Annotated in this window: 20 protein-coding genes; 11 read left to right on the top strand and 9 right to left on the bottom strand. The window is 59.3% G+C overall.

Annotation, left to right across the window (positions count from 1 at the left end; translation table 11 throughout):
* Nucleotides 1-102: 102 nt before the first annotated feature.
* Together PVA19_RS00540 and PVA19_RS00535 are read right to left on the bottom strand one after the other, a co-directional pair.
* A complete protein-coding gene (locus tag PVA19_RS00540) occupies nt 103-858 on the bottom strand; it encodes an HAD-IIB family hydrolase (RefSeq protein WP_062438670.1) in 756 nt (251 codons plus the stop codon).
* Nucleotides 855-2192 carry a glycosyltransferase family 4 protein gene (locus PVA19_RS00535; RefSeq protein ID WP_274100849.1) on the bottom strand — a complete coding sequence of 446 codons (1338 nt, stop codon included), beginning with the start codon at nt 2190-2192 and terminating at the stop codon, nt 855-857. Before PVA19_RS00535 ends, PVA19_RS00540 begins: the two co-directional genes overlap by 4 nt.
* A gap of 222 nt (nt 2193-2414) precedes the next feature.
* Between PVA19_RS00535 and PVA19_RS00530 the strand changes: the two genes are divergently transcribed.
* The gene (locus PVA19_RS00530) at nt 2415-3689 is read left to right on the top strand and encodes a DUF3422 family protein (protein ID WP_274100848.1); all 1275 of its coding nucleotides are present in this window, start codon (nt 2415-2417) and stop codon (nt 3687-3689) included.
* A 3-nt stretch (nt 3690-3692) separates the two neighbouring features.
* Here the strand turns inward: PVA19_RS00530 and PVA19_RS00525 are convergent, their stop codons facing one another.
* Nucleotides 3693-4598, bottom strand: a complete 906-nt coding sequence (locus PVA19_RS00525; protein WP_274100847.1) for a LysR family transcriptional regulator — start codon at nt 4596-4598, stop codon at nt 3693-3695.
* A gap of 111 nt (nt 4599-4709) precedes the next feature.
* Between PVA19_RS00525 and PVA19_RS00520 the strand changes: the two genes are divergently transcribed.
* From PVA19_RS00520 to glcF, 3 genes are read left to right on the top strand one after another with little or no spacing between them, the layout of a single operon-like run.
* Nucleotides 4710-6143 carry an FAD-binding oxidoreductase gene (locus tag PVA19_RS00520; protein WP_274101073.1) on the top strand — a complete coding sequence of 478 codons (1434 nt, stop codon included), beginning with the start codon at nt 4710-4712 and terminating at the stop codon, nt 6141-6143.
* The gene (gene glcE / locus PVA19_RS00515; protein ID WP_274100846.1) at nt 6143-7357 is read left to right on the top strand and encodes a glycolate oxidase subunit GlcE; all 1215 of its coding nucleotides are present in this window, start codon (nt 6143-6145) and stop codon (nt 7355-7357) included. Before PVA19_RS00520 ends, glcE begins: the two co-directional genes overlap by 1 nt.
* A 2-nt stretch (nt 7358-7359) precedes the next feature.
* On the top strand, nt 7360-8667 hold the full coding sequence (glcF, locus tag PVA19_RS00510) for a glycolate oxidase subunit GlcF (protein WP_274100845.1): 1308 nt from the start codon (nt 7360-7362) through the stop codon (nt 8665-8667).
* 269 nt (nt 8668-8936) lie between these two features.
* Here glcF and PVA19_RS00505 read toward each other — a convergent pair whose 3' ends face one another.
* Nucleotides 8937-9659 (bottom strand): L,D-transpeptidase, encoded by a 723-nt coding sequence (locus PVA19_RS00505; RefSeq protein WP_274100844.1) that lies wholly within the window; start codon nt 9657-9659, stop codon nt 8937-8939.
* 182 nt (nt 9660-9841) lie between these two features.
* Here PVA19_RS00505 and PVA19_RS00500 point away from each other — a divergent pair, with 182 nt between their 5' ends.
* Together PVA19_RS00500 and PVA19_RS00495 are read left to right on the top strand one after the other, a co-directional pair.
* On the top strand, nt 9842-10471 hold the full coding sequence (locus tag PVA19_RS00500) for a DNA-3-methyladenine glycosylase I (protein WP_274100843.1): 630 nt from the start codon (nt 9842-9844) through the stop codon (nt 10469-10471).
* Nucleotides 10468-10911, top strand: coding sequence for a hypothetical protein (locus PVA19_RS00495; protein ID WP_062599369.1), 444 nt, complete (start codon nt 10468-10470; stop codon nt 10909-10911). The genes PVA19_RS00500 and PVA19_RS00495 overlap by 4 nt, the downstream gene beginning before the upstream one ends.
* Before the next feature lie 5 nt (nt 10912-10916).
* Here PVA19_RS00495 and PVA19_RS00490 read toward each other — a convergent pair whose 3' ends face one another.
* Nucleotides 10917-11954, bottom strand: coding sequence for a YeiH family protein (locus PVA19_RS00490; protein WP_274100842.1), 1038 nt, complete (start codon nt 11952-11954; stop codon nt 10917-10919).
* Nucleotides 11955-12036: 82 nt separating this feature from the next.
* Here PVA19_RS00490 and PVA19_RS00485 point away from each other — a divergent pair, with 82 nt between their 5' ends.
* Nucleotides 12037-12951, top strand: a complete 915-nt coding sequence (locus PVA19_RS00485; protein ID WP_116493202.1) for a LysR family transcriptional regulator — start codon at nt 12037-12039, stop codon at nt 12949-12951.
* A 52-nt stretch (nt 12952-13003) separates the two neighbouring features.
* Here PVA19_RS00485 and copM read toward each other — a convergent pair whose 3' ends face one another.
* The 4 genes from copM to PVA19_RS00465 all read right to left on the bottom strand — a co-directional run bounded on the left by copM (nt 13004) and on the right by PVA19_RS00465 (nt 14913).
* Nucleotides 13004-13378 (bottom strand): CopM family metallochaperone, encoded by a 375-nt coding sequence (gene copM / locus PVA19_RS00480; protein WP_274100841.1) that lies wholly within the window; start codon nt 13376-13378, stop codon nt 13004-13006.
* Nucleotides 13379-13433: 55 nt separating this feature from the next.
* Complete coding sequence (locus tag PVA19_RS00475) at nt 13434-13796, bottom strand: hypothetical protein (RefSeq protein WP_113178471.1); 363 nt, start codon at nt 13794-13796, stop codon at nt 13434-13436.
* Nucleotides 13797-13835: 39 nt separating this feature from the next.
* Nucleotides 13836-14600: a hypothetical protein gene (locus PVA19_RS00470; protein ID WP_274100840.1), complete on the bottom strand. Its 765-nt coding sequence runs from the start codon at nt 14598-14600 to the stop codon at nt 13836-13838.
* Nucleotides 14601-14667: 67 nt separating this feature from the next.
* Nucleotides 14668-14913, bottom strand: coding sequence for a DUF2798 domain-containing protein (locus tag PVA19_RS00465; RefSeq protein WP_062438634.1), 246 nt, complete (start codon nt 14911-14913; stop codon nt 14668-14670).
* A 280-nt stretch (nt 14914-15193) separates the two neighbouring features.
* Between PVA19_RS00465 and hisS the strand changes: the two genes are divergently transcribed.
* From hisS to hisG, 4 genes are read left to right on the top strand one after another with little or no spacing between them, the layout of a single operon-like run.
* On the top strand, nt 15194-16711 hold the full coding sequence (hisS, locus tag PVA19_RS00460) for a histidine--tRNA ligase (protein ID WP_274100839.1): 1518 nt from the start codon (nt 15194-15196) through the stop codon (nt 16709-16711).
* Between the two features lie 6 nt (nt 16712-16717).
* Nucleotides 16718-17086: a VOC family protein gene (locus PVA19_RS00455; protein WP_274100838.1), complete on the top strand. Its 369-nt coding sequence runs from the start codon at nt 16718-16720 to the stop codon at nt 17084-17086.
* 16 nt (nt 17087-17102) lie between these two features.
* Nucleotides 17103-18224 (top strand): ATP phosphoribosyltransferase regulatory subunit, encoded by a 1122-nt coding sequence (locus PVA19_RS00450; RefSeq protein ID WP_274100837.1) that lies wholly within the window; start codon nt 17103-17105, stop codon nt 18222-18224.
* A complete protein-coding gene (gene hisG, locus PVA19_RS00445; protein ID WP_274100836.1) occupies nt 18221-18919 on the top strand; it encodes an ATP phosphoribosyltransferase in 699 nt (232 codons plus the stop codon). Before PVA19_RS00450 ends, hisG begins: the two co-directional genes overlap by 4 nt.
* The last annotated feature ends 10 nt before the right edge of the window (nt 18920-18929 follow it).

Below are 18929 nucleotides of genomic sequence, written 5' to 3'. Positions count from 1 at the left end.
GTGCAAAGGCCCGAACCACGAAGCGTTCGGCGAATTTCATTGTCTGCTTATGAAGAGAGTGGGTCAATGCAGATGTCCCACTCTTGCACCAATATTTCTGGGCTATTTTTGGGTCTCGGAAGAAGAAATCCAGTGCTTCAGCCCCGTTGTAACGCCGTCTGCTTCTTCTTTGAGCGTGATGATCATATTATGTTTACCGGCGGCAAAAGATTTCAGCTCTTCAAGCGCATTGGCGACGACCACGCCCCGCACGCCTGGCAGTTCGAACATGGCCCGATCGTTGCCGGTATCGCCCGCTACCACGGTTTCATCGAGCCCGATGCCAAGGTGATCGCAGAGCCAGCGAATCGCCGCTCCCTTGTCCGCGGCGCGGGGAAGGACATCGAGATCCCGTGCGCTGGAATAGACGATCCGCGCGGCAACACCATTGTCGTTGAGCCGCCGCTCGATGTCTGCCAGCATGTCGTCATCGGCATCGTGCAGATACCAGCTGGATTTCAGCCCATGCTGGTATCGGTCGGGCTGTAGACTGATGCCCGGAACATCTTTCATCACCGACGCGATCTTGTCGGCGTCAAACGCCGCGCCAAGCTGCGAGGTATAGGCTTGCGAAAGCCTCGGCTCGTCCTGGCGTGACAACATGGTGCCCACCCCGCCGATGATATAATCCGGGCGAGGCAGAGGCACAGAGTCCAGGAGTTCGAGCTGATCGTCGATCAGTCGCCCGCTGTTGAAGACCAAGAGCGGGCGTGTCTCTTTCGGTAGCGCGTGCCAGAAATCGCGAAAGCGCGCCGTCGCCTCATGATTGCCGACGACGGTGCCATCCAAGTCAGTGGAAAAGAGGCGAACGGGTTTCAATCGCCGTCATTCCATGGTTCGGCCCAATCGGATTCCTCCAGAACGGGCATCATCGTGCGGCCTTCGACCACAGACAGAAGCTGCTGCGCGATACCCGTCCAGGTAAACAGGCTGCGGGCCTTGTGGGCTCCCATACGCGACAGGCGGCCGTAGAGACGCTCGTGCTTGAACGGCTTCATCATGGTGATGCCAAGATCTTCCTTGTCGAAAGGATCGGCAAACAACGCATGGCGCCCATAGCTAACGGCTCGGAAGAGGCCGCCATGGATGGTCACCACGGTCGGCGTGCCGCTTGCCATCGCCTCGATCGCCGTCATGCCGAAGGGCTCGTAACGGCTGGACAGGACAAAGAGATCGGCAGCGCGGTAGATATCCGGCAAATCCTCATCCGAGACATAACCGGAGAAGACCACCTTGTCTTCCAGACCCAACTCGCTCACCCGCTCTTTCAGCTGGTTGAGGATCGTTGTCTCCTGCTGGTCCATATTCTCGCCGCCGACGGCAAGATGCAGACGTGCTTCGGGCTCGCGCTCGGCCAGCACGGAGAAGCCATCGATCAGAAGATCATAGCCCTTATTGGTGGCCAAACGACCAAGCGCCAGAACGGTCTTGCCTTCGAAGCCGAAACGCTGACGCAGCATCTGCCGCGAGGCTTCCGACACGGGGAAAAAGCGATTGTCGTCATATCCCGGCGGGATCATATGGACCTGCTTGCGCTTCAGTCCATAATCTTCGAGCAGCACATCGAGCTGCACCGGCGTCGTCGCAATCACCATGTCGCAGCTGCGATAGATGATCAGTTCGTGCTGGATGCGTTCCTTGAAATTGAACTCCAGTTCGAACGTGTCGGCCTTTTCCGGATAGTCGGTTTCCATCTGGCGTTTTTTCCAGATACCCAGCGAATGGGGCGTATGAAGGTGGGGAATCTTCAGCGCTTCGGAAAGCCGCTGTCCCGCGACACCGGCGTCCCAGTAGTGGCTGTTGATGAAGGAATAGGAGAGGTCGTTTTTTTTGATGAAGCGCAGCGCGTTCTCGCACCATTCCAGCAGATGGCGGTGGAGATATTCCTTCGGAATAAACTCTTTCCCGCCGCAGGGAATGCGAACGACGCGGACGCGATCGTCCACCTCATCGATTTCCGGTTGGTTCTCAAAGCGGCGGGTGTAAAGATCGACGGTATAGCCGAGCTGGCCGAGTTTCTTTGCAAGTTCGAGGACATAGACAACCTGTCCTCCGGTGTCGGCTGCGCCAAGCGGCGGGTGTGCGGCTACATAGCCATGCGTCGATATGAGTGCTATCCGTGGATAGCGTTCAGTTTCGCTCGTGGTAGTCATCGCGTCCCATCTTGGTAGAAATTTCCAATAACCCGTCAAGAACGTCTTGAAGTTGATAAAGTTCCCGGAAAAATTGCCGAACCAGGATTATTCGTTCTTTGGAAGCAGAAAGAAGGCGCCTCTGAACACGTCGTATTTTAGCAGTTGCCCTGCGTCAACTCGGCACCTGCCAATGCATCTTTTCATTTGATAAATCAGGTTGATCGAGACGGAGAATGCCGAATGGCCAGGGGACGATTTGCATTTGCCAGCGCACCGGAAAGGGCGCTGGCGCTTGGGGAAATTCATGCCAGACCGACCGTGCTGCTCGGTCCGTCACGCATCATCGTCCAACTGGCCTTCATGATGGATGGCGGTGCGTCGGTCCATCATTCGGCGATCGCGGAAATGTCGCGCAGCCGCGGCGTTGCGCCGCCGGAGCGTGACGCTCGCCACCACGCCATGCCCTGCGGTCTGGGAACCCTTCGATGGGAGCGGCACACCGAATTCTCCACATGGTTCTGGGATGGCCCGGCACCGGACAAGATCGGCGGGGATATCATCGGCGATCCCTTCGGTGACGGGTTCTCGCCGCCGGGCTCGCTGATTTCCGCGGTGAGATTGGAAATCCGCTCCGAGGGTCCGGAGACTGTCGACGCCGAGAGCCATTTCGATCCGATCAGCATCTGTCACTCGACCGTCCGCGAAGGGCAGGCCTCCATTCTGACCGACTTCCGCCAGGATCGCGACGGGCTGACGCAATTTCTTCTGCTCGACCGCGGGCTGACCGATTCCGCGCGTGGCGGTATCGTGCAGCGCCTACTCGACATCGAAACCTATCGCACCCTTGCCATGCTCGGCCTGCCATTGGCGCAGACGCTCTCGCCGGAAATCCGCCGGATCGAGGACGGTTTAACCGCAATCACCCAGCGGATGAAGAATGGAGCGAGGGAGGAAGCCGATGCGCTTCTTGCCGAAATGACCCGCCTTGCCGCGGAACTGGAAGCCAACGCGGCGCTCAGCCTCTACCGTTTCGGCGCCAGCCGCGCCTATGACGTTATTGTTCGCGAGCGCATTCGCACACTGGCCGAAACGCCGATCCATGGGCATGAGACCATGGCGACATTTCTGGAGCGGCGCCTGGCGCCCGCCATGCGCACATGCCAGTCGGTGGAGGAGCGTCAGGCGAACCTGTCGCGCAAGCTCTATCGCGCCACAGCGCTTGTGCGCAGCTGGATCGATGTCGAACTGGAACGCCAGAACACGGTGCTTCTAAATAACATGAACAAGCGCGCCGCGATGCAACTGCGCTTGCAGCAGACAGTCGAAGGCCTCTCGGTCGCGGCCATTTCCTATTATGTTGTGGGGCTGATCGGGTACCTGATAAAGGCTGTGACCCATGATCTCCTGCCGGTCGATCCGGCGGTGGTCACGGGTGCCTCCGTTCCGGTCGCCGTCCTCGGTGTCTGGTGGGTCGTGCGCAATATCCGCAAGCGCCATGCCGACGGGGCGCATTGACCTCTACAGCGCGTCCTTGTCCCAATAGGGCAGAGGGCCGTACAGTCCCGCCAGGTAATCAATGAACAGTCGAACCTTGGCGGGCAGGAACCGGCGGCTGGAATAGACCGCCGAAAGCGCGACGTTCCTTGATCCTTCATAGGCAGGCAAAACCTGAACCAGCGCGCCGGATTTCAGCTCGGGCCCGATATCCCATGTCGAGCGCAGCGCGATGCCGAGACCCGAGATCACCGCCTCGCGGATGACTTCCGACGAGTTGGTTACCAGCAGGCCCTCAGGCCGAAGGTTGAAAGCCCCCTCCGGTCCCTCGAGCCGCCAGAGATCGTTGTTATGTGCGGGCAGGCAGCGGTGATTTTTCAGGTCCTCGATCGTTTGCGGCAGCCCATGTTCCTCGACATAGGTACGGGAGGCGCAAAGCACGCGACGCACCGGCGCCAGCCGTCGCGCAACAAGGCTCGAGTCCGACAGGTCGGCGATGCGGATAGCGAGATCATAGCCTCCCGCAACAATGTCGATAAAGTCGTCGCTGAGCGTCAGATTGATGGAAAGCGACGGGTGCTGGTCCATGAAACCTTTGAGATGCGGTGCGACATGCATGCGTCCGAAAGAGGTGGAGGCCGAGACCTTCAATGTGCCGGTCAACATATTGGATCGGCCGGAAACGAAGTCTTCCGCTTCTTCCAGCCCTTCCAGCACGGCGAGAATTCTCTGGTGAAATCCCTGGCCGGCTTCGGTCAGGGAGATTTGCCTTGTCGTGCGCTGAAAAAGCCGCGCTCCAAGCTTCTCCTCCAGCCGCTTGATCCGCTTGGAGATGACGGCTGGAGAATAGCCCAATACCTTCGCAGCAACCGACATGCTGCCGGAGGCGGCGACGCTGGCAAAGACTTCAAGATCGCCGAGATTCGTCATCGGTCCACACCATTCTTTCCGGATTGGAAACAATCTCTAGCATTTGTGAGGCTTGCAACCAAGGCGCAAACGCCGCATAGGATTGTGTAGATGAGGGAGCATCTGCAGACCATGTCGCAATCCATTCAATTTTTGCAGCCGCGCGCCGCGGTGCTTTCCGCTCGGGACAGGATCGTCTCCGACCTTGCAGACCTGCTTGCGCCAGAGTGTCTTGTAAATGAGCCGCGAGAGCTCATGCCCTTTGAAACCGACGCCTTCGTTTCCTATCGCCGCATGCCGCTGGCTGTCGCGTTGCCGAAGACGACGGCCCAGGTTGCGGCGGTCCTGAAATACTGTCATCGCTATGGCATCCCCGTGGTGCCGAGAGGGGCCGGCACGTCGCTGTCCGGCGGCGCGATCCCGCAGGAAGATGCCGTGGTGATCGGCCTTTCGAAGATGTCGACCATTCTTGAACTGGACTTCTTCAACCGCACCGCAACCGTGCAGGCGGGTGTCACCAATCTCTCGATTTCCGACGCAGCAGGTCCTCAAGGCTTCTTCTATGCGCCCGATCCGAGTTCGCAGCTTGCGTGCACCATTGGTGGCAATATCGGCATGAATTCGGGCGGCGCGCACTGTCTGAAGTACGGTGTCACCACCAACAATCTTCTCGGAGTGAAGATGGTGCTGGTGGATGGCACGGTACTGGAGCTTGGTGGCAAACACCTGGATGCGACAGGCTACGATCTTCTCGGCCTCGTCTGCGGCTCGGAGGGCCAACTCGGCATCGTCACGGAAGCGACGGTGCGGCTGATCGCCAAGCCCGAAGGCGCCCGCCCGGTGCTCTTTGGTTTCGAAAGTTCGGAGGAAGCGGGCTCCTGTGTGGCCGACATTATCGGCTCCGGCATCATTCCCGTTGCCATCGAATTCATGGACAAGCCGGCGATCGAGATTTGCGAGGCGTTTGCCAAGGCGGGTTACCCGCTCGATGTCGCTGCACTGCTGATCGTCGAGGTCGAAGGCTCGGAAGACGAAATGGATGCCATGCTGGCGGACATCGTCGCGATCGCCCGCAAACATGCGGTGAAGACGGTGCGCGAGTGCCAGTCGGCGATGGAAGCGGCTGCGATCTGGAAAGGTCGGAAATCCGCCTTCGGTGCCACGGGTCGGATCGCCGATTACATCTGCATGGATGGCACGGTGCCACTCAGTCAGCTTTCTTATGTGCTGAAGAAAACCAGCGAGATCACCGACGCACTTGGGCTTCGTGTCGCCAACGTCTTCCATGCGGGCGACGGCAACATGCATCCTCTGATCCTCTTCAATGCCAATGATCCGGACGATGCAGCTCGCGCCGAAGAGGCGGGCAACCAGATATTGAAACTCTGCGTCGATGCGGGCGGCTGCCTGACCGGCGAGCATGGTGTGGGAATCGAAAAGCGCGACCTGATGCGTCATCAGTATTCCGATGCCGATCTGGCGCAGCAAATGGCGGTCCGCGCGGCTTTCGATGAGGGCTGGATCATGAACCCGTCCAAGGTCTTTCCGCTGGAGGGCAGAGGTTGATGGACGACACATACCCCGTCCTCACGCCGCAATCGGAAACGGAGGCGGCAGACCTCATTCGTGACCGTGCAGAAGCGGGTCGCCCGCTCGCCATCATCGGCAGCAACACGCGCTCCGGCTTCGGCAATTCCGTTGAGGCCGATGCGACACTCTCTTCGCGAGGTTTGAGCGGCATCGTTTCTTACAATCCTGCCGAGATGGTGATGACGGTCCAGGCCGGAACGCCAGTGGACGAGGTGAAAGCCGCCTTGTCCGACGCCCGGCAGATGATGGCCTTCGAGCCGATGGATCACCGCGCGATCATGGGAACGGTGGGAGAGCCCACAATCGGTGGCGTCTTTGCCGCCAACGTTTCCGGTCCGCGCCGTTTCGTGGCCGGTGCTGCGCGCGACAGCCTGCTCGGCATCCGCTTCATCAACGGCCGGGGCGAGGCGATCAAGGCCGGCGGGCGGGTGATGAAGAACGTGACCGGGCTCGATCTCGTCAAGCTTCTGGCGGGCTCCTACGGCACGCTGGGGTTCTTGACGGAAGTCACCTTCCGCGTGCTGCCGGTTCCGCCTGCTGAAGCAACGATGGTCATCTCAGGCTTGGAGGATGAAGCAGCGACCAACGCCATGGCGGCGGCGATGGCAACCAGCCTCGAAGTCTCAGGCGCGGTCCATCTGCCGGAAAGTGTGAAGTCGCGCTTTCTGAATGAATCACTGCCGGAAGGAGCGGCCACCGTGTTGCGCCTGGAAGGTCTTGCGGCCTCGGTCGGAGCCCGGTTGCATAAGCTGAAGACGCTTCTCGCTGCCTTCGGTCCGGTGGTCTCTCTTGAGCGTGACGAGAGCCGTTCACTCTGGCGGGAGATCCGCGACGTCGCGCCCTATGCGGGAAACCCCTCCAAACCGCTTTGGCGCGTGTCCATTGCGCCATCACAAGGCCACAAGCTTGTTGCGGCGTTGCGGCTGGAAGCTGGTATCGATGCCTTTTACGATTGGCAGGGTGGCCTTGTCTGGATGCAGATGGAAGCCGATCCAGAAGCGCCATTGCTCAGAGGCTACATCCGTTCGCTCGAAGGCGGCCACGCCACACTTCTGCGCGCGAGTGACGATGTGCGCCGAACAATTCCGGCTTTCGAACCGCTGAATGCCGTCGAAGTCGCGCTGTCATCGCGCATCAAGCAAAAGCTCGATCCGGCAGGGATCTTCAATCCGGGCAGAATGGGGATCTGACCATGCAAACCTCCTTCACGCCCGAGCAGTTGGCCGACCCGCAGGTTGCCGAATCCGAAAAGATCCTGCGCAAATGCGTCCATTGCGGTTTCTGCACCGCCACCTGTCCCACCTATGTAACGCTCGGCAATGAGCTCGATAGTCCGCGTGGCCGCATCTATCTCATCAAGGATATGCTGGAAAACGACCGTCCCGCCGACCGCGAGGTGGTGACCCATATCGATCGCTGTCTCTCCTGTCTGGCCTGCACCACGACCTGTCCCTCGGGCGTGGATTACATGCACCTGGTGGCTCACGCGCGCATCCATATCGAGAAGACCTATCACCGTCCGTTGATGGACCGGCTTATCCGCAGCCTTCTCGCCGCCGTCCTGCCGTATCCCGGCAGGTTCAGGCTCGCATTGAAGCTCGCAAAAATCGGCCAACCACTCGCCCCGCTGTTGCGCAAGGTCTCTGCTTTAAAACCGCTTGCGGCCATGCTCGATCTCGCACCGAACGCCGCTCCACCGCAGGCAGACCGACCTGCGGTTCACGTATCTGTTGCAGAAAAGCGAGGCCGCGTTGCGATCCTCACCGGCTGTGCGCAGCCGGTTCTCGATCCCGCCATCAACGAGGCGACCGTCCGGCTTCTGACCCGTCTCGGTATCGAGGTTGTCGCGCCAAAGGGTGAGGGCTGTTGTGGGGCGCTGGTCCATCACATGGGCCGGGAGGAACAGGCACTCGCCTTTGCCCGCCGCAACGTCGATGTCTGGATGCGCGAGGTGGAAGACGGCGGGCTGGATGCCATCATCATCACCGCCTCCGGCTGCGGAACGACGATCAAGGATTACGGCCACATGCTGCGGCTCGATCCGGCCTATGCGGAAAAAGCAGCACGAATCTCGGCACTGGCGAAAGACATCACCGAATACCTCGCCACGCTGGAGCTGCCCGCTCTGGAGCGCAATGGGCTGTCGGTCGCCTATCACTCTGCCTGTTCCATGCAGCACGGCCAGAAGATCACCATGGCGCCGAAACTTCTGTTGAAGACGGCGGGCTTTGTGGTGCGCGATCCGGCGGAAGGCCATCTCTGTTGCGGCTCGGCCGGGACCTATAACATCCTGCAGCCGGAGATTTCCGGCCAGCTGAAGGCGCGAAAGATCAAGAACATCGAGGCGACCAGGTCCGACATCATCGCAACTGGCAACATCGGCTGCATGACGCAGATTGCCACGGGCACGCAGATGCCGATCCTGCACACCGTCGAGTTGCTGGATTGGGCCTATGGTGGCGAAAAGCCACGAAAGCTTAGAGCGCCGTGCGTCCTTTAGGACGCACAAAGGACGCTCTAACTTTTTGAATCAACGCATCGTGCTTTCCGAAAATCGATTCCGATTTTCGAGCCGATGCTGTAGCCTGAAATAAAAAACGAGCGGTTGAGCCGCTCGTTTCTCACCGGTGGCTGCTAAAAGCGCTACCGTTCCCCCTGGCATCCCCCGCCAAGCTTGTGGAACGCAATCTAGCGTTTCCGCTGAAGGCCGCAAGTATAAGTGTAAAATCGAGGGGCTCCCGATCTCAAACTTATACTTTGGCGTTGCTATCAGATCACAATAACCTTCGTCCCGACTTTCACGCGCTCATAAAGATCGGTCACGTCCTCGTTGCGCATGCGGATGCAGCCGGAGGAATTGTTGCTGCCGATGGTCCATGGCTGGTTGGTGCCGTGGATGCGGTAGAGCGTCGAACCCAGATACATGGCGCGCGCACCCATGGGGTTTTCCGGTCCGCCTTCCATGAAGGCCGGAAGATAATGACCCTTCGCGGCCTCGCGGGTGATCATTTCCTTTGGCGGCGTCCAGGTCGGCCATTCCGTCTTGCGGGTGATGGAATGGGTGCCCGCCCATTCGAAGCCCGGCTTGCCGACGCCAACGCCATAACGGCGCGCCTTGCCGCCGTCGAGGACAAGGTAAAGCAGCCGGTTCGGCGTATCGATGACGATCGTGCCCGGTGCTTCGCTCGTGTCGTAATTGACGATTTGCGGCAGGAATTGCGGATCGATCCTCAACCGAGGCGCATTCGGTCGGGCGGCCACGACCTGGGGGCGCTGCTGCACGTCGCGACGTTGGAAAAGGGGCTGGCGCTGTGGCGGCTTTGGATAGACGACCGGTCGCACATTGCCACGACCCAACTGCGTAACCCACGGCGCCGTCAGATCGGGGCTGACGACGATCGGTGGACGCTCGCGATAACGGTCATTGGCCATTGCCGGATTGAGAGCGGCACACACGGCGCTCAACGCTAGAAAGACGGTTCTGCTCGACATCGGGTGGACTCTTTTACATGACACCGGAAAATGATTGCCACGTTCGCATGTGCCGACCAGCGAATGGTAAAGAGACGTCGGTCAATTCCGCTATTTTGCTGAAACTTTTCAATAAGGTTAGCAGGCAGTTTTAAAACAGGGTGAATCAATGGTAAGAACCGGGCGGAAAGAGACGGTGCCGCATGAGTGAAGACGGATTGTTGACGGGCGAGGATGGCAAGGTCCGCTGCTTCTGGCAGCAGGGGCTGGAGGATTACCGCCGCTATCACGATGACGAGTGGGGTTATCCGGTCACCGACGACAAGCGGCTGTTCGAGAAGATCTGTCTCGAAGGCTTCCAGTCCGGTCTTTCTTGGCTGACGATCCTGCGCAAGCGCGAGAGCTTTCGCGCCGCCTTTGCCGGCTTCGATTTCGACAAGGTCGCCAGCTTCGATGACGCGGATATAGAACGCTGCCTGGCCGACAAGGGTATCGTGCGTCATCGCGGCAAGATCGTTTCCACCATCAACAATGCCAGGCGTGCAGTTGCCCTTCGCGACGAGTTCGGTTCGCTGGCGCGCTATTTCTGGAGCTTCGAGCCGAAACAGGACGAACGACCTGAGGTCTTTGATTATGCGACTTTGCGCGCCAACCCAACGACCCCTGCGTCCACGCGGCTGTCCAAAGATTTGAAGAAGCGCGGCTGGAGTTTCGTTGGACCGACGACCGTCTATGCTTTCATGCAGGCGATGGGCATGGTCAACGACCATATCGAGGGCTGCCATTGCCGCCAACGGATAGAAGCGATGCGGCAGGAGTTCGTACGGCCGTGAAGACATTTTTAAGATGTGCTCTTGCCTGCTTACTGATCGCGTCCGTTTCCGTGCCGGCCGTTGCCGAACAGCGCAATGTGGACGGCATGTGGCTCGACGATGGGGAACAGTTGAAGGCCGTAGAAATGCCGGCCTCTGGAAATCTCAAGCTGAATGGCTGGACACGCCAGGGCAGGGGTGAGGTCTATCGGCTGAAGGTGAAGGCTGGCGAAACGTTGAAGGTTTCGCTCGCGAGCCGCAGCGAATTCGTTGTCATGGCGATTTTCGATTTCGGCAAGCCGGACGACGATGCGATCTTTTTCAGCGATACCGGAAACAACACCACGGTGCTGACGCCTGCGGCAGACACCGAGTGGCTGATCCGGCCGATCCTGGTGCTGAGTTCGTCACGCCGCGGACTTGGGGCCAATTATACGATCACGGTCGAGCGCCAACCGTAAGCCAATCAACCGGCGATCGCGATCAGCCCGACGGAAAGAGCGCAGAGAAGCAGAAGCGACGCGGTGGCGGCGACGATGACCTTGCCGCCTGCATGGCGCAGAGAGCGGATATCCACCGAAAGACCGAGTGCTGCCATCGACATAATGGTGAGCACATTGGCAAGGCCGCTGATGGGTGCCAGTGCAATGTTCGGGATTAGGCCGAAGGAGCGGGCCATGATCATCAGCACGAAGCCGATGATAAACCAGGGCACCATCCGCTGAAGATCGAGCCGACCGCTCGTACCCCGGCCGTGGATGATCGAAAGCGTGGTGACGACGGGACCCAGCATCAACACCCGGATGAGCTTGACGACGGTGCCTGTCTGAACCGCGACGGCTCCCATGGGCGCGGTCGCGGCCAGAACCTGCGGCACGGCATAAACGGTCATGCCGGCAAACAGGCCGTAATGCACGGCGTCCATGGAGAAAACGCCCGGGATTGCCGGCATGATGATGACGGCGGCAACGCCGAGGACGGCGGTAAAGGCAATGGCAGACGCGACATCCTGCGCCTTCGCGCCGATGGCGGGTGCCGCCGCGGCAATGGCGGAATTTCCGCAGATCGAATTGCCACAGGCAACGAGAATGGCAAGCTTCGGCTCAAGACCGATCGCCCGGCTGATCGCGTAGCTGCCGATGAGCGACAGACCAACGATGATGGCGATGCCGAAGATCAGCAATCCGCCGGCCCCTTTCAGAATCGACAGGCTGAGCGAAGCGCCGAGAAGAACGACGGCGACCTCCAGCAGCGTCTTGGCGCTGAACTTGATGCCAGCTCCAGTTGCTTCTGGCAGATGTGCGAAGCTTCTGAGAAGCACGCCGAACACGATCGCGATCACCAGATCACCAAGCCAGGCATGTCCGGCCAGTCGCACTTGAGCACTCTCTGCAAAAATGGCGGCAAGGCTGATGGCGCCACAGAGCGCGATCCCCGGCACGAAGCGCCAGGCAGGAACGCGAAAGAGAGAAAGCGATGAGGTGAGTGAACGATGATGTGCCATGGCCGACATCATCTTACAGACATCCATTTCATTCCATCAAATACTATGGCATGTTTCATTCGAAAAAATCGAATGATACAAGATGACCTTTGAACAATTAAAGATCTTCGTCGCCGTAGCGGAACGACAGCATTTGACACGGGCAGCGGAAGCGCTCGGCCTGACACCTTCCGCCGTCAGTTCGTCGATCAAGACACTTGAAGCCTATTACAATGTCGAGCTGTTTCATCGCGTCGGCCGGGGTATCGAGCTGACGGAAAGCGGTCGGGTGTTTCTGGACGAAGCACGCTCGACCTTGAACCGGGTGCGCAGCGCTGAACTTATTCTTTCCGAGATGGGCGGCCTGACCCGCGGTGAGATCCGTGTCTTTGCCAGCCAGACAATCGCCAGCTACTGGCTCCCGTCTATTCTCATGCAGTTCAAGCAGCTTTACCCCGGCGTGACGGTGACACTCGACGTCGGCAACACACGCACGGTCACCGAAGCGGTGCTCAAAGGCGTGGCGGAAATTGGCTTCATTGAAGGCGATATCGACGAGCCGGCGCTCTCAGTTCGTCCCGTCGTATCGGATAAGTTGCTCGTCGTGGTCGGTCCGCTTCACCCATTCTCGGACGGTCGGCAACTCAAAGCCGAGGATATTCGCTCGACGACGTGGGTTCTGCGCGAACAGGGCTCGGGCACCCGGTCGGCTTTTGAAGCAGCGCTGAAAGCCATGGGCATGTCTCTGGCTGATTTAAACGTGACGCTGGAATTGCCATCCAACGAGGCCGTCGTCGCAGCAGCGCGCGCAGGGGGTGCCGCAGCGGTGGTGTCGGCCTCCGTCGCAGCCTTGATGCTGCGTCAAGGACTGCTCACCCGCGTCGGCATCGATTTGCCCGCGCGTCAGTTTGCGCTCCTGATGCATAAAGAACGACATCCGAGCCGGGCATCGATGGAACTGGAACGCCTCAGTCGGGAATTCGCTGGTAGCTACAAGGCGGGCCTGACCGGGCTTTGATCGCCTTTTGGATTGAAGGGGAAGCGCCCGAAGGCACTTCCCCGTCATCTGTTTAGTAGCCCTTTGACTTCAGCCACGCTTTCATCATGGCGATTTCCGCTTCCTGAGCCTTGATCACCTCTTCGGCCAGTTTGCGGATTTCCGGATCCTTGCCATATTGCAATTGGACCTTCGCCATGTCGATCGCGCCCTGATGGTGCGGGATCATGCCGCGGACGAAATCAACATCGGCGTTGCCGGTATAGTCCTGCTCCATCGCAGCATGCATCTTCTTGGAAACATCCATGAAGGCCTGCGTCGAGGCGTTCTCCGCGGCCGCCTGTTTGGGCATGCTGTGCCCCGAATGGCCGGAAGCGTCCTGTGCCAGCGTCGGTACGGCGAAAAGCGCGCTGATGGCAGCGGCGATGGAAATGGTCTTGATAGACATGGGATATCCTTCCTCTGTCGGAAAATTTCGATTGCATCTGAATGTCGAAATCCGGTCAGGAACGGGGAGGCGGCAGAGGGGGTGCGGGCATGTTGCCGAGCAAGCTTGCCTGCAATGCTGGCAAGGGTGCTGCGTGAGGCGATCGCCCTTTTTCGGCAAAGACGAGGTCTGGAAGTAGAACAAGACAGGCTGCGCAGAATGGTGCGTGCGTCATGCTCTTTTCGTGAGGACAAGGGCTGCCTTGGTTTTCCGTATGGCCAGCGGTTTTGACTATGCCGTGACCGGCGTGCTCGTCCAAAGCAAGGCCGGAAGCAAACGCCTTGGCCGCCGGCATGGACATATCCATCGCAGCCGTGCCGGGCATGGCGCCATAGAGCAGGCAAGCCAGAAACATCAATGTGCGAACGACAAGGCGCATGCTGACACTCTAGCCTATCAAGCCACGCCAGGAAATGGGTTATCGGAGGTTGCTGGCAACGACTCTGTGAATGATCTGGTAGTCCTTGCTCTCTTCGCCGAACGGTGCGACGGGCCAATCCCATTGCTGCGCGATGGTCGGCACCTGCACGCCATGCAGCAGGTCCTCGTGTTGATGCACCTTGGCGGTCCTGTCGATGATGTCGAAGCCGGTATCGGTCAGAAGGCAGACTTTGCAAGGTAGACCGGAAAGACCATCGACATGGGCCTGGATGAGCCGAGGGAGCGTGTCTTCCGGTATGCTTGCTGCTCCTTCCTGCTCGATCCTGTGGCGCGCGCCGGTGCCGATCTGGGACAGCAGATTGGCCGACACAACGAGGTCCAGATAAGGCACCTGGCGGAGAAAGCTCAACGGCTCGATGTCTATCCCCTCTTTCAACATGTCATAGCCGGAGAGATCGCGGCTATTCAGCACGACATTGCGATACTTGCGCCAATAGAGTGTCGCTCGCACGCTGGATAGATGCACGAGATCGACGAGAACGAGTGTGTCGAACGCTGCAGAAAGCTGTCGCCAGGGCACGTCGCGTAAAAGGCCGGAGCCAAGGATGACCGCCGTGCGTCGCTGCTTCAATCTCGAGGCTGTCGAAAGGATGAAGCGCTTGCTGTTTTCTTCGTGCTCTCCCCAAGCCGTTGCGCATCGATTGGCGCGCGCCCATAGATTGACGGAGTAGCGAATATGCGCACGAAATGCCGGCTCGGTCTTCCAGTAAGTCCCGGCGTAGTTCAAGGCTTCGAGGATCATGTAGGCTTCACTCTGGAGTGCATGGTATCTGTGCAGGCTCAATCCGCCTGCACAGCCTATCGCAGTATCAACTGCGCTGCGGTTCGACCAGAGCGTTGACGATGCGGCGCACCAAGGGCAGCACCAGAAGCAGCGTCGGGAAGGCCACGAGCCAGGAAAGACCCCAGGCCGGCAGCCAGCGCGCCAGGAAATCCTCGGTAAGGCCGATGGCGCGGATCGTCGCGATGAGCGACACGACGAACGTCATCAGAATGGAGAGCACCATAGGCATGAGAATGGCGCCGTAGCGCGCGGGTAAGCGTGAGAATGTCATGAAACATGTCTTTCTAAACGTCGTCTTCAAAAGCGCACCTTGTTCGCGCCCCCAAAGAACGAGGGGGTTAAGGCGCGTTGCTTGACGTTAGACGCTTACGGTCGAAATCGACGACGATACAACGCTAACACTGCCGCTCTTGCCTTGCAAGCACTCGACAGGCTGGATCGCCGCTTCGAGTCAACGAGTTGTGGCAAATCCGCAAGCGCCCGCCCTTGCCGCACAGGGGCTCATCCTCTAAGACACCCACTTGATTTCAAGAGACAATTGGACTGGCATCATGAGCGAAAAAGCAAAAAAGCCTCAGAAACTGAAAGCCCGTCTGCCGCGCGGCTTCGTGGACCGTTCGGCTGCCGATATCCATGCCACCAATGAGATGATCGATAAGATCCGCAAAGTCTATGAGCTTTACGGTTTCGATCCCGTCGAAACGCCGCTGTTTGAATATACCGATGCGCTGGGCAAGTTCCTGCCCGATAGCGACCGGCCGAATGAGGGCGTGTTTTCGCTTCAAGACGATGACGAACAGTGGATGAGCTTGCGCTATGATCTCACAGCGCCGCTTGCCCGTCATGTTGCGGAAAACTTCAACGAGATCCAACTGCCGTACCGCACCTATCGCGCGGGCTATGTCTTCCGCAATGAGAAGCCAGGCCCCGGCCGCTTCCGCCAGTTCATGCAGTTCGACGCCGATACCGTCGGTGCCGCTGGCGTCCAAGCGGATGCCGAAATGTGCATGATGATGGCCGACACGCTGGAAGCGCTCGGAATCAAGCGCGGCGACTATGTCATTCGCGTCAACAACCGCAAGGTGCTGGATGGTGTGATGGAAGCCATCGGTCTCGGCGGTGAAGGCAATGCCGGTCGTCGTTTGAACGTTCTGCGCGCCATCGACAAGCTCGACAAGTTCGGGCCCGAAGGCGTGAAACTCCTGCTCGGCCCCGGTCGCAAGGATGAATCCGGCGACTTTACCAAGGGTGCAGGGCTTGACGAGGCGCAGATTGAAAAGGTTCTCTTCTTCGTCGGCATCAAGGATTATGCCGCAAGTGCTGCCGATCTTGCAAAGCTCGTCGCCGGCACCTCGAAGGGCGAGGAAGGCGTCGAGGAACTCAATGTCATCGGTGCGCTCGTTGCGAGTGCCGGTTACAAGGCGGATCGCATCAAGATCGATCCATCGGTCGTGCGCGGCCTCGAATATTATACCGGCCCCGTTTACGAAGCCGAATTGAGTTTCGATGTCACCAACGAAAAGGGCGAGAAGGTCGTCTTCGGCTCGGTCGGAGGCGGGGGGCGTTACGATGGTCTCGTGTCGCGCTTCATGGGCCAGCCTGTTCCCGCAACCGGTTTCTCGATCGGTGTCTCGCGCCTGATGACGGCGTTGAAGAACCTCGGCAAGCTTGGCCAGGCAAAGCCACTCGCGCCTGTTCTCATCACCGTCATGGATGGCGATGTGGAGAGCATGGGCCGCTACCAACGCTTCACCCAGGCGCTGCGCGCCGAAGGCATTCGTGCCGAAATGTATCAGGGCAACTGGAAGAAGTTCGGCAATCAGCTAAAATATGCCGATCGCATGGGCGCCCCGATTGCCATCATCCAGGGCGGTGATGAGCGAGCTGAAGGCGTGGTGCAGATCAAGGACCTGATCGAAGGCAAGCGCCTGTCCGGCGAGATCGAAGACAATGCGACATGGCGCGAAGCGCGTGTGGCGCAGGACGTTGTGTCCGAAGCCGATCTCGTCGCGAAGGTGAAGGAAATCCTCGAAGCGCAGGCGGAAGACCGACGCCGGGCAGAAGGCTGATCAGCCGTGACCATTCTCCGTCTGGATCACATCCAACTGGCGATCCCGGTAGGGGGTGAAGAGAAGGGGCGGGCGTTTTATGCCGGCCTTCTCGGTCTCGAAGAGGTCGAGAAGCCTGCCAACCTGGCAGGGCGCGGAGGATGCTGGTTTGTGGCTGGCGATGTTCGGGTGCATCTCGGCGTCGCCGGAGAGTTCGTCGCGGCTAGCAAAGCGCATCCTGCCTTTGTCGTCGATGATCTGTCAGAGCTTCGAAAAAGACTTGAAACCGCAGGCTACCCTGTGGTTGAGGATGAGCCACTGGAAGGATATCACCGCTTCTATGTGTATGATCCCTTCGGAAACCGCATCGAAATGATGCAACCGCTCGAACCGTGACGAAAAGTACTGCTTCATGCCCCTGATCGACATGCCGGAATTTTCCGGAGAGCTGCTGGACGAGTTTGCGGCGCGCAAGACGATGCGGGTCAATACACCCGTCATTCAGCCTGCCGCGCCCTTCCTGGATATGGCTGGCGAGGATTTGCGCCGTCGAATTTTTCTGACCGAAAGCGAGACTGGCGAAAGCCTGTGTCTGCGACCGGAGTTTACGATCCCCGTTTGCCTTCGCCATATCGAAACGGCAACCGGCACGCCGAAGCGTTACGCCTATCTGGGCGAAGTCTTTCGTCAGCGCCGTGAAGGTGGAAGCGAGTTCTATCAGGCCGGGATCGAAGATCTGGGTGATGGCGATGTCGCCGCCGCCGATGCGCGCGCGATAGGCGACGCTTTCGGCATTCTGAACCGGCTTCTTCCAGGGCAGACGCTTTCTGCTCGTTTGGGAGATCAGAAAGTCTTCGAAGCCGTGATTGCCGCACTCGGTCTGCCGCTTGGCTGGCAGAAGCGTCTCGTTCAGGCCTTTGGCGATACCGCGCAACTCGATGCGCTGCTCGAAAGCCTTGTCAGCCCCAAGCCGATGACAGGGCTCGATGCCCGCGTGGCGGGACTGCTCGCGACCGGCGAGGAAAAGGTTCTTGTCGATTATATCGACAGCGTCATGCAGGAGACAGGCTACTCCACCAATGCAAGTCGTGCACCGCAGGAGATTGCAAGACGCCTTCGCGAGAAGCTGGCGCTTGCCGCCACCCGTCTGCCGGATGACAGCTTCCAACTGCTAAAGCAGTTCCTCAGCCTCCAGGCGCCTCTGTCAGAGGCGTCGAAAACGCTCTCGGACTTCGCTGAAAAAGCAAAACTGAAGCTCGGGGTGGCCGTTTCCGATTTCGATGCCCGCGTAGCGGCTCTTGCCAATGGCGGCGTCGATCTTTGTTCGGTGACCTATGGCGCCGCCTTCGGCCGTCCATTGGACTACTATACGGGCCTCGTCTTCGAAATCACGCAGGAGGGGCAAACGGCCGTGCTCGCAGGGGGCGGACGTTTCGACCGGCTGATGACGCTGCTGGGCGCCAAGGACACGATTCCTGCCGTTGGTTTCTCGCTCTGGCTGGACCGCATCGAAGCTGCGAGGACTTCCGCATGACCATCACCATAGCGCTGCCCTCCAAGGGACGCATGAAGGACGACTCCTCGGCCATTCTCGAACGCGCCGGGTTGAAGATCACCGCGATCGGCAGCGATCGCTCCTATCGTGGTCGTGTCGAAGGACGAGACGATATCGAGATTGCCTATCTTTCGGCATCCGAGATCGCCCGTGAGATTGGCAACGGCACTGTCGATTTCGGCGTGACGGGTGAAGATCTCGTGCGCGAAGACTTGAGCAACGTCGATAGTCGTGTCGAATTCTGCGCCCGGCTTGGTTTCGGCCACGCGGATGTGGTGGTCGCGGTTCCGGAAATCTGGCTCGACGTGGATAGCATGGCCGACCTTGGTGACGTCGCCTCCGAGTTTCGCGCCCGCCACGGCCGCCGCCTGGCGATCGCCACCAAATATTGGCGCCTAACGCAGCAGTTCTTCTCTCGCCAGCATGGCATCCAGCTCTACCGTATCGTCGAAAGCCTGGGCGCCACAGAGGGCGCGCCCGCAGCAGGTCAGGCGGATATCATCGTTGATATCACCTCCACCGGTTCGACGCTGAAGGCAAACCACCTGAAGATACTGACCGACGGCATCATCCTGAGGTCGGAAGCCTGCTTCGTTCGTGCCCGTAAGGCGGAGCACGAAGGCGATGCTGTCGTTCAGGAGATCGTCTCGCGCGTCAAGACGGCGCTTGGCTGAGGGCATATTT

This window comes from Agrobacterium sp. CNPSo 3708 (assembly GCF_028674915.1).
Lineage (GTDB): Bacteria > Pseudomonadota > Alphaproteobacteria > Rhizobiales > Rhizobiaceae > Agrobacterium > Agrobacterium cavarae.
This window is presented reverse-complemented; position numbering and strand designations above follow the sequence as displayed.

What these genes read in the sequence shown, in the direction of transcription:
- PVA19_RS00535 (WP_274100849.1), bottom strand. Translation starts at nt 2,192, where the DNA reads ATGACTACCACGAGCGAAACTGAACGCTATCCACGGATAGCACTCATA.
- PVA19_RS00530 (WP_274100848.1), top strand. Translation starts at nt 2,415, where the DNA reads ATGGCCAGGGGACGATTTGCATTTGCCAGCGCACCGGAAAGGGCGCTG.
- PVA19_RS00525 (WP_274100847.1), bottom strand. Translation starts at nt 4,598, where the DNA reads ATGACGAATCTCGGCGATCTTGAAGTCTTTGCCAGCGTCGCCGCCTCC.
- PVA19_RS00520 (WP_274101073.1), top strand. Translation starts at nt 4,710, where the DNA reads ATGTCGCAATCCATTCAATTTTTGCAGCCGCGCGCCGCGGTGCTTTCC.
- glcE (WP_274100846.1), top strand. Translation starts at nt 6,143, where the DNA reads ATGGACGACACATACCCCGTCCTCACGCCGCAATCGGAAACGGAGGCG.
- glcF (WP_274100845.1), top strand. Translation starts at nt 7,360, where the DNA reads ATGCAAACCTCCTTCACGCCCGAGCAGTTGGCCGACCCGCAGGTTGCC.
- PVA19_RS00505 (WP_274100844.1), bottom strand. Translation starts at nt 9,659, where the DNA reads ATGTCGAGCAGAACCGTCTTTCTAGCGTTGAGCGCCGTGTGTGCCGCT.
- PVA19_RS00500 (WP_274100843.1), top strand. Translation starts at nt 9,842, where the DNA reads ATGAGTGAAGACGGATTGTTGACGGGCGAGGATGGCAAGGTCCGCTGC.
- PVA19_RS00490 (WP_274100842.1), bottom strand. Translation starts at nt 11,954, where the DNA reads ATGGCACATCATCGTTCACTCACCTCATCGCTTTCTCTCTTTCGCGTT.
- PVA19_RS00485 (WP_116493202.1), top strand. Translation starts at nt 12,037, where the DNA reads ATGACCTTTGAACAATTAAAGATCTTCGTCGCCGTAGCGGAACGACAG.
- copM (WP_274100841.1), bottom strand. Translation starts at nt 13,378, where the DNA reads ATGTCTATCAAGACCATTTCCATCGCCGCTGCCATCAGCGCGCTTTTC.
- PVA19_RS00475 (WP_113178471.1), bottom strand. Translation starts at nt 13,796, where the DNA reads ATGCGCCTTGTCGTTCGCACATTGATGTTTCTGGCTTGCCTGCTCTAT.
- PVA19_RS00470 (WP_274100840.1), bottom strand. Translation starts at nt 14,600, where the DNA reads ATGATCCTCGAAGCCTTGAACTACGCCGGGACTTACTGGAAGACCGAG.
- PVA19_RS00465 (WP_062438634.1), bottom strand. Translation starts at nt 14,913, where the DNA reads ATGACATTCTCACGCTTACCCGCGCGCTACGGCGCCATTCTCATGCCT.
- hisS (WP_274100839.1), top strand. Translation starts at nt 15,194, where the DNA reads ATGAGCGAAAAAGCAAAAAAGCCTCAGAAACTGAAAGCCCGTCTGCCG.
- PVA19_RS00450 (WP_274100837.1), top strand. Translation starts at nt 17,103, where the DNA reads ATGCCCCTGATCGACATGCCGGAATTTTCCGGAGAGCTGCTGGACGAG.
- hisG (WP_274100836.1), top strand. Translation starts at nt 18,221, where the DNA reads ATGACCATCACCATAGCGCTGCCCTCCAAGGGACGCATGAAGGACGAC.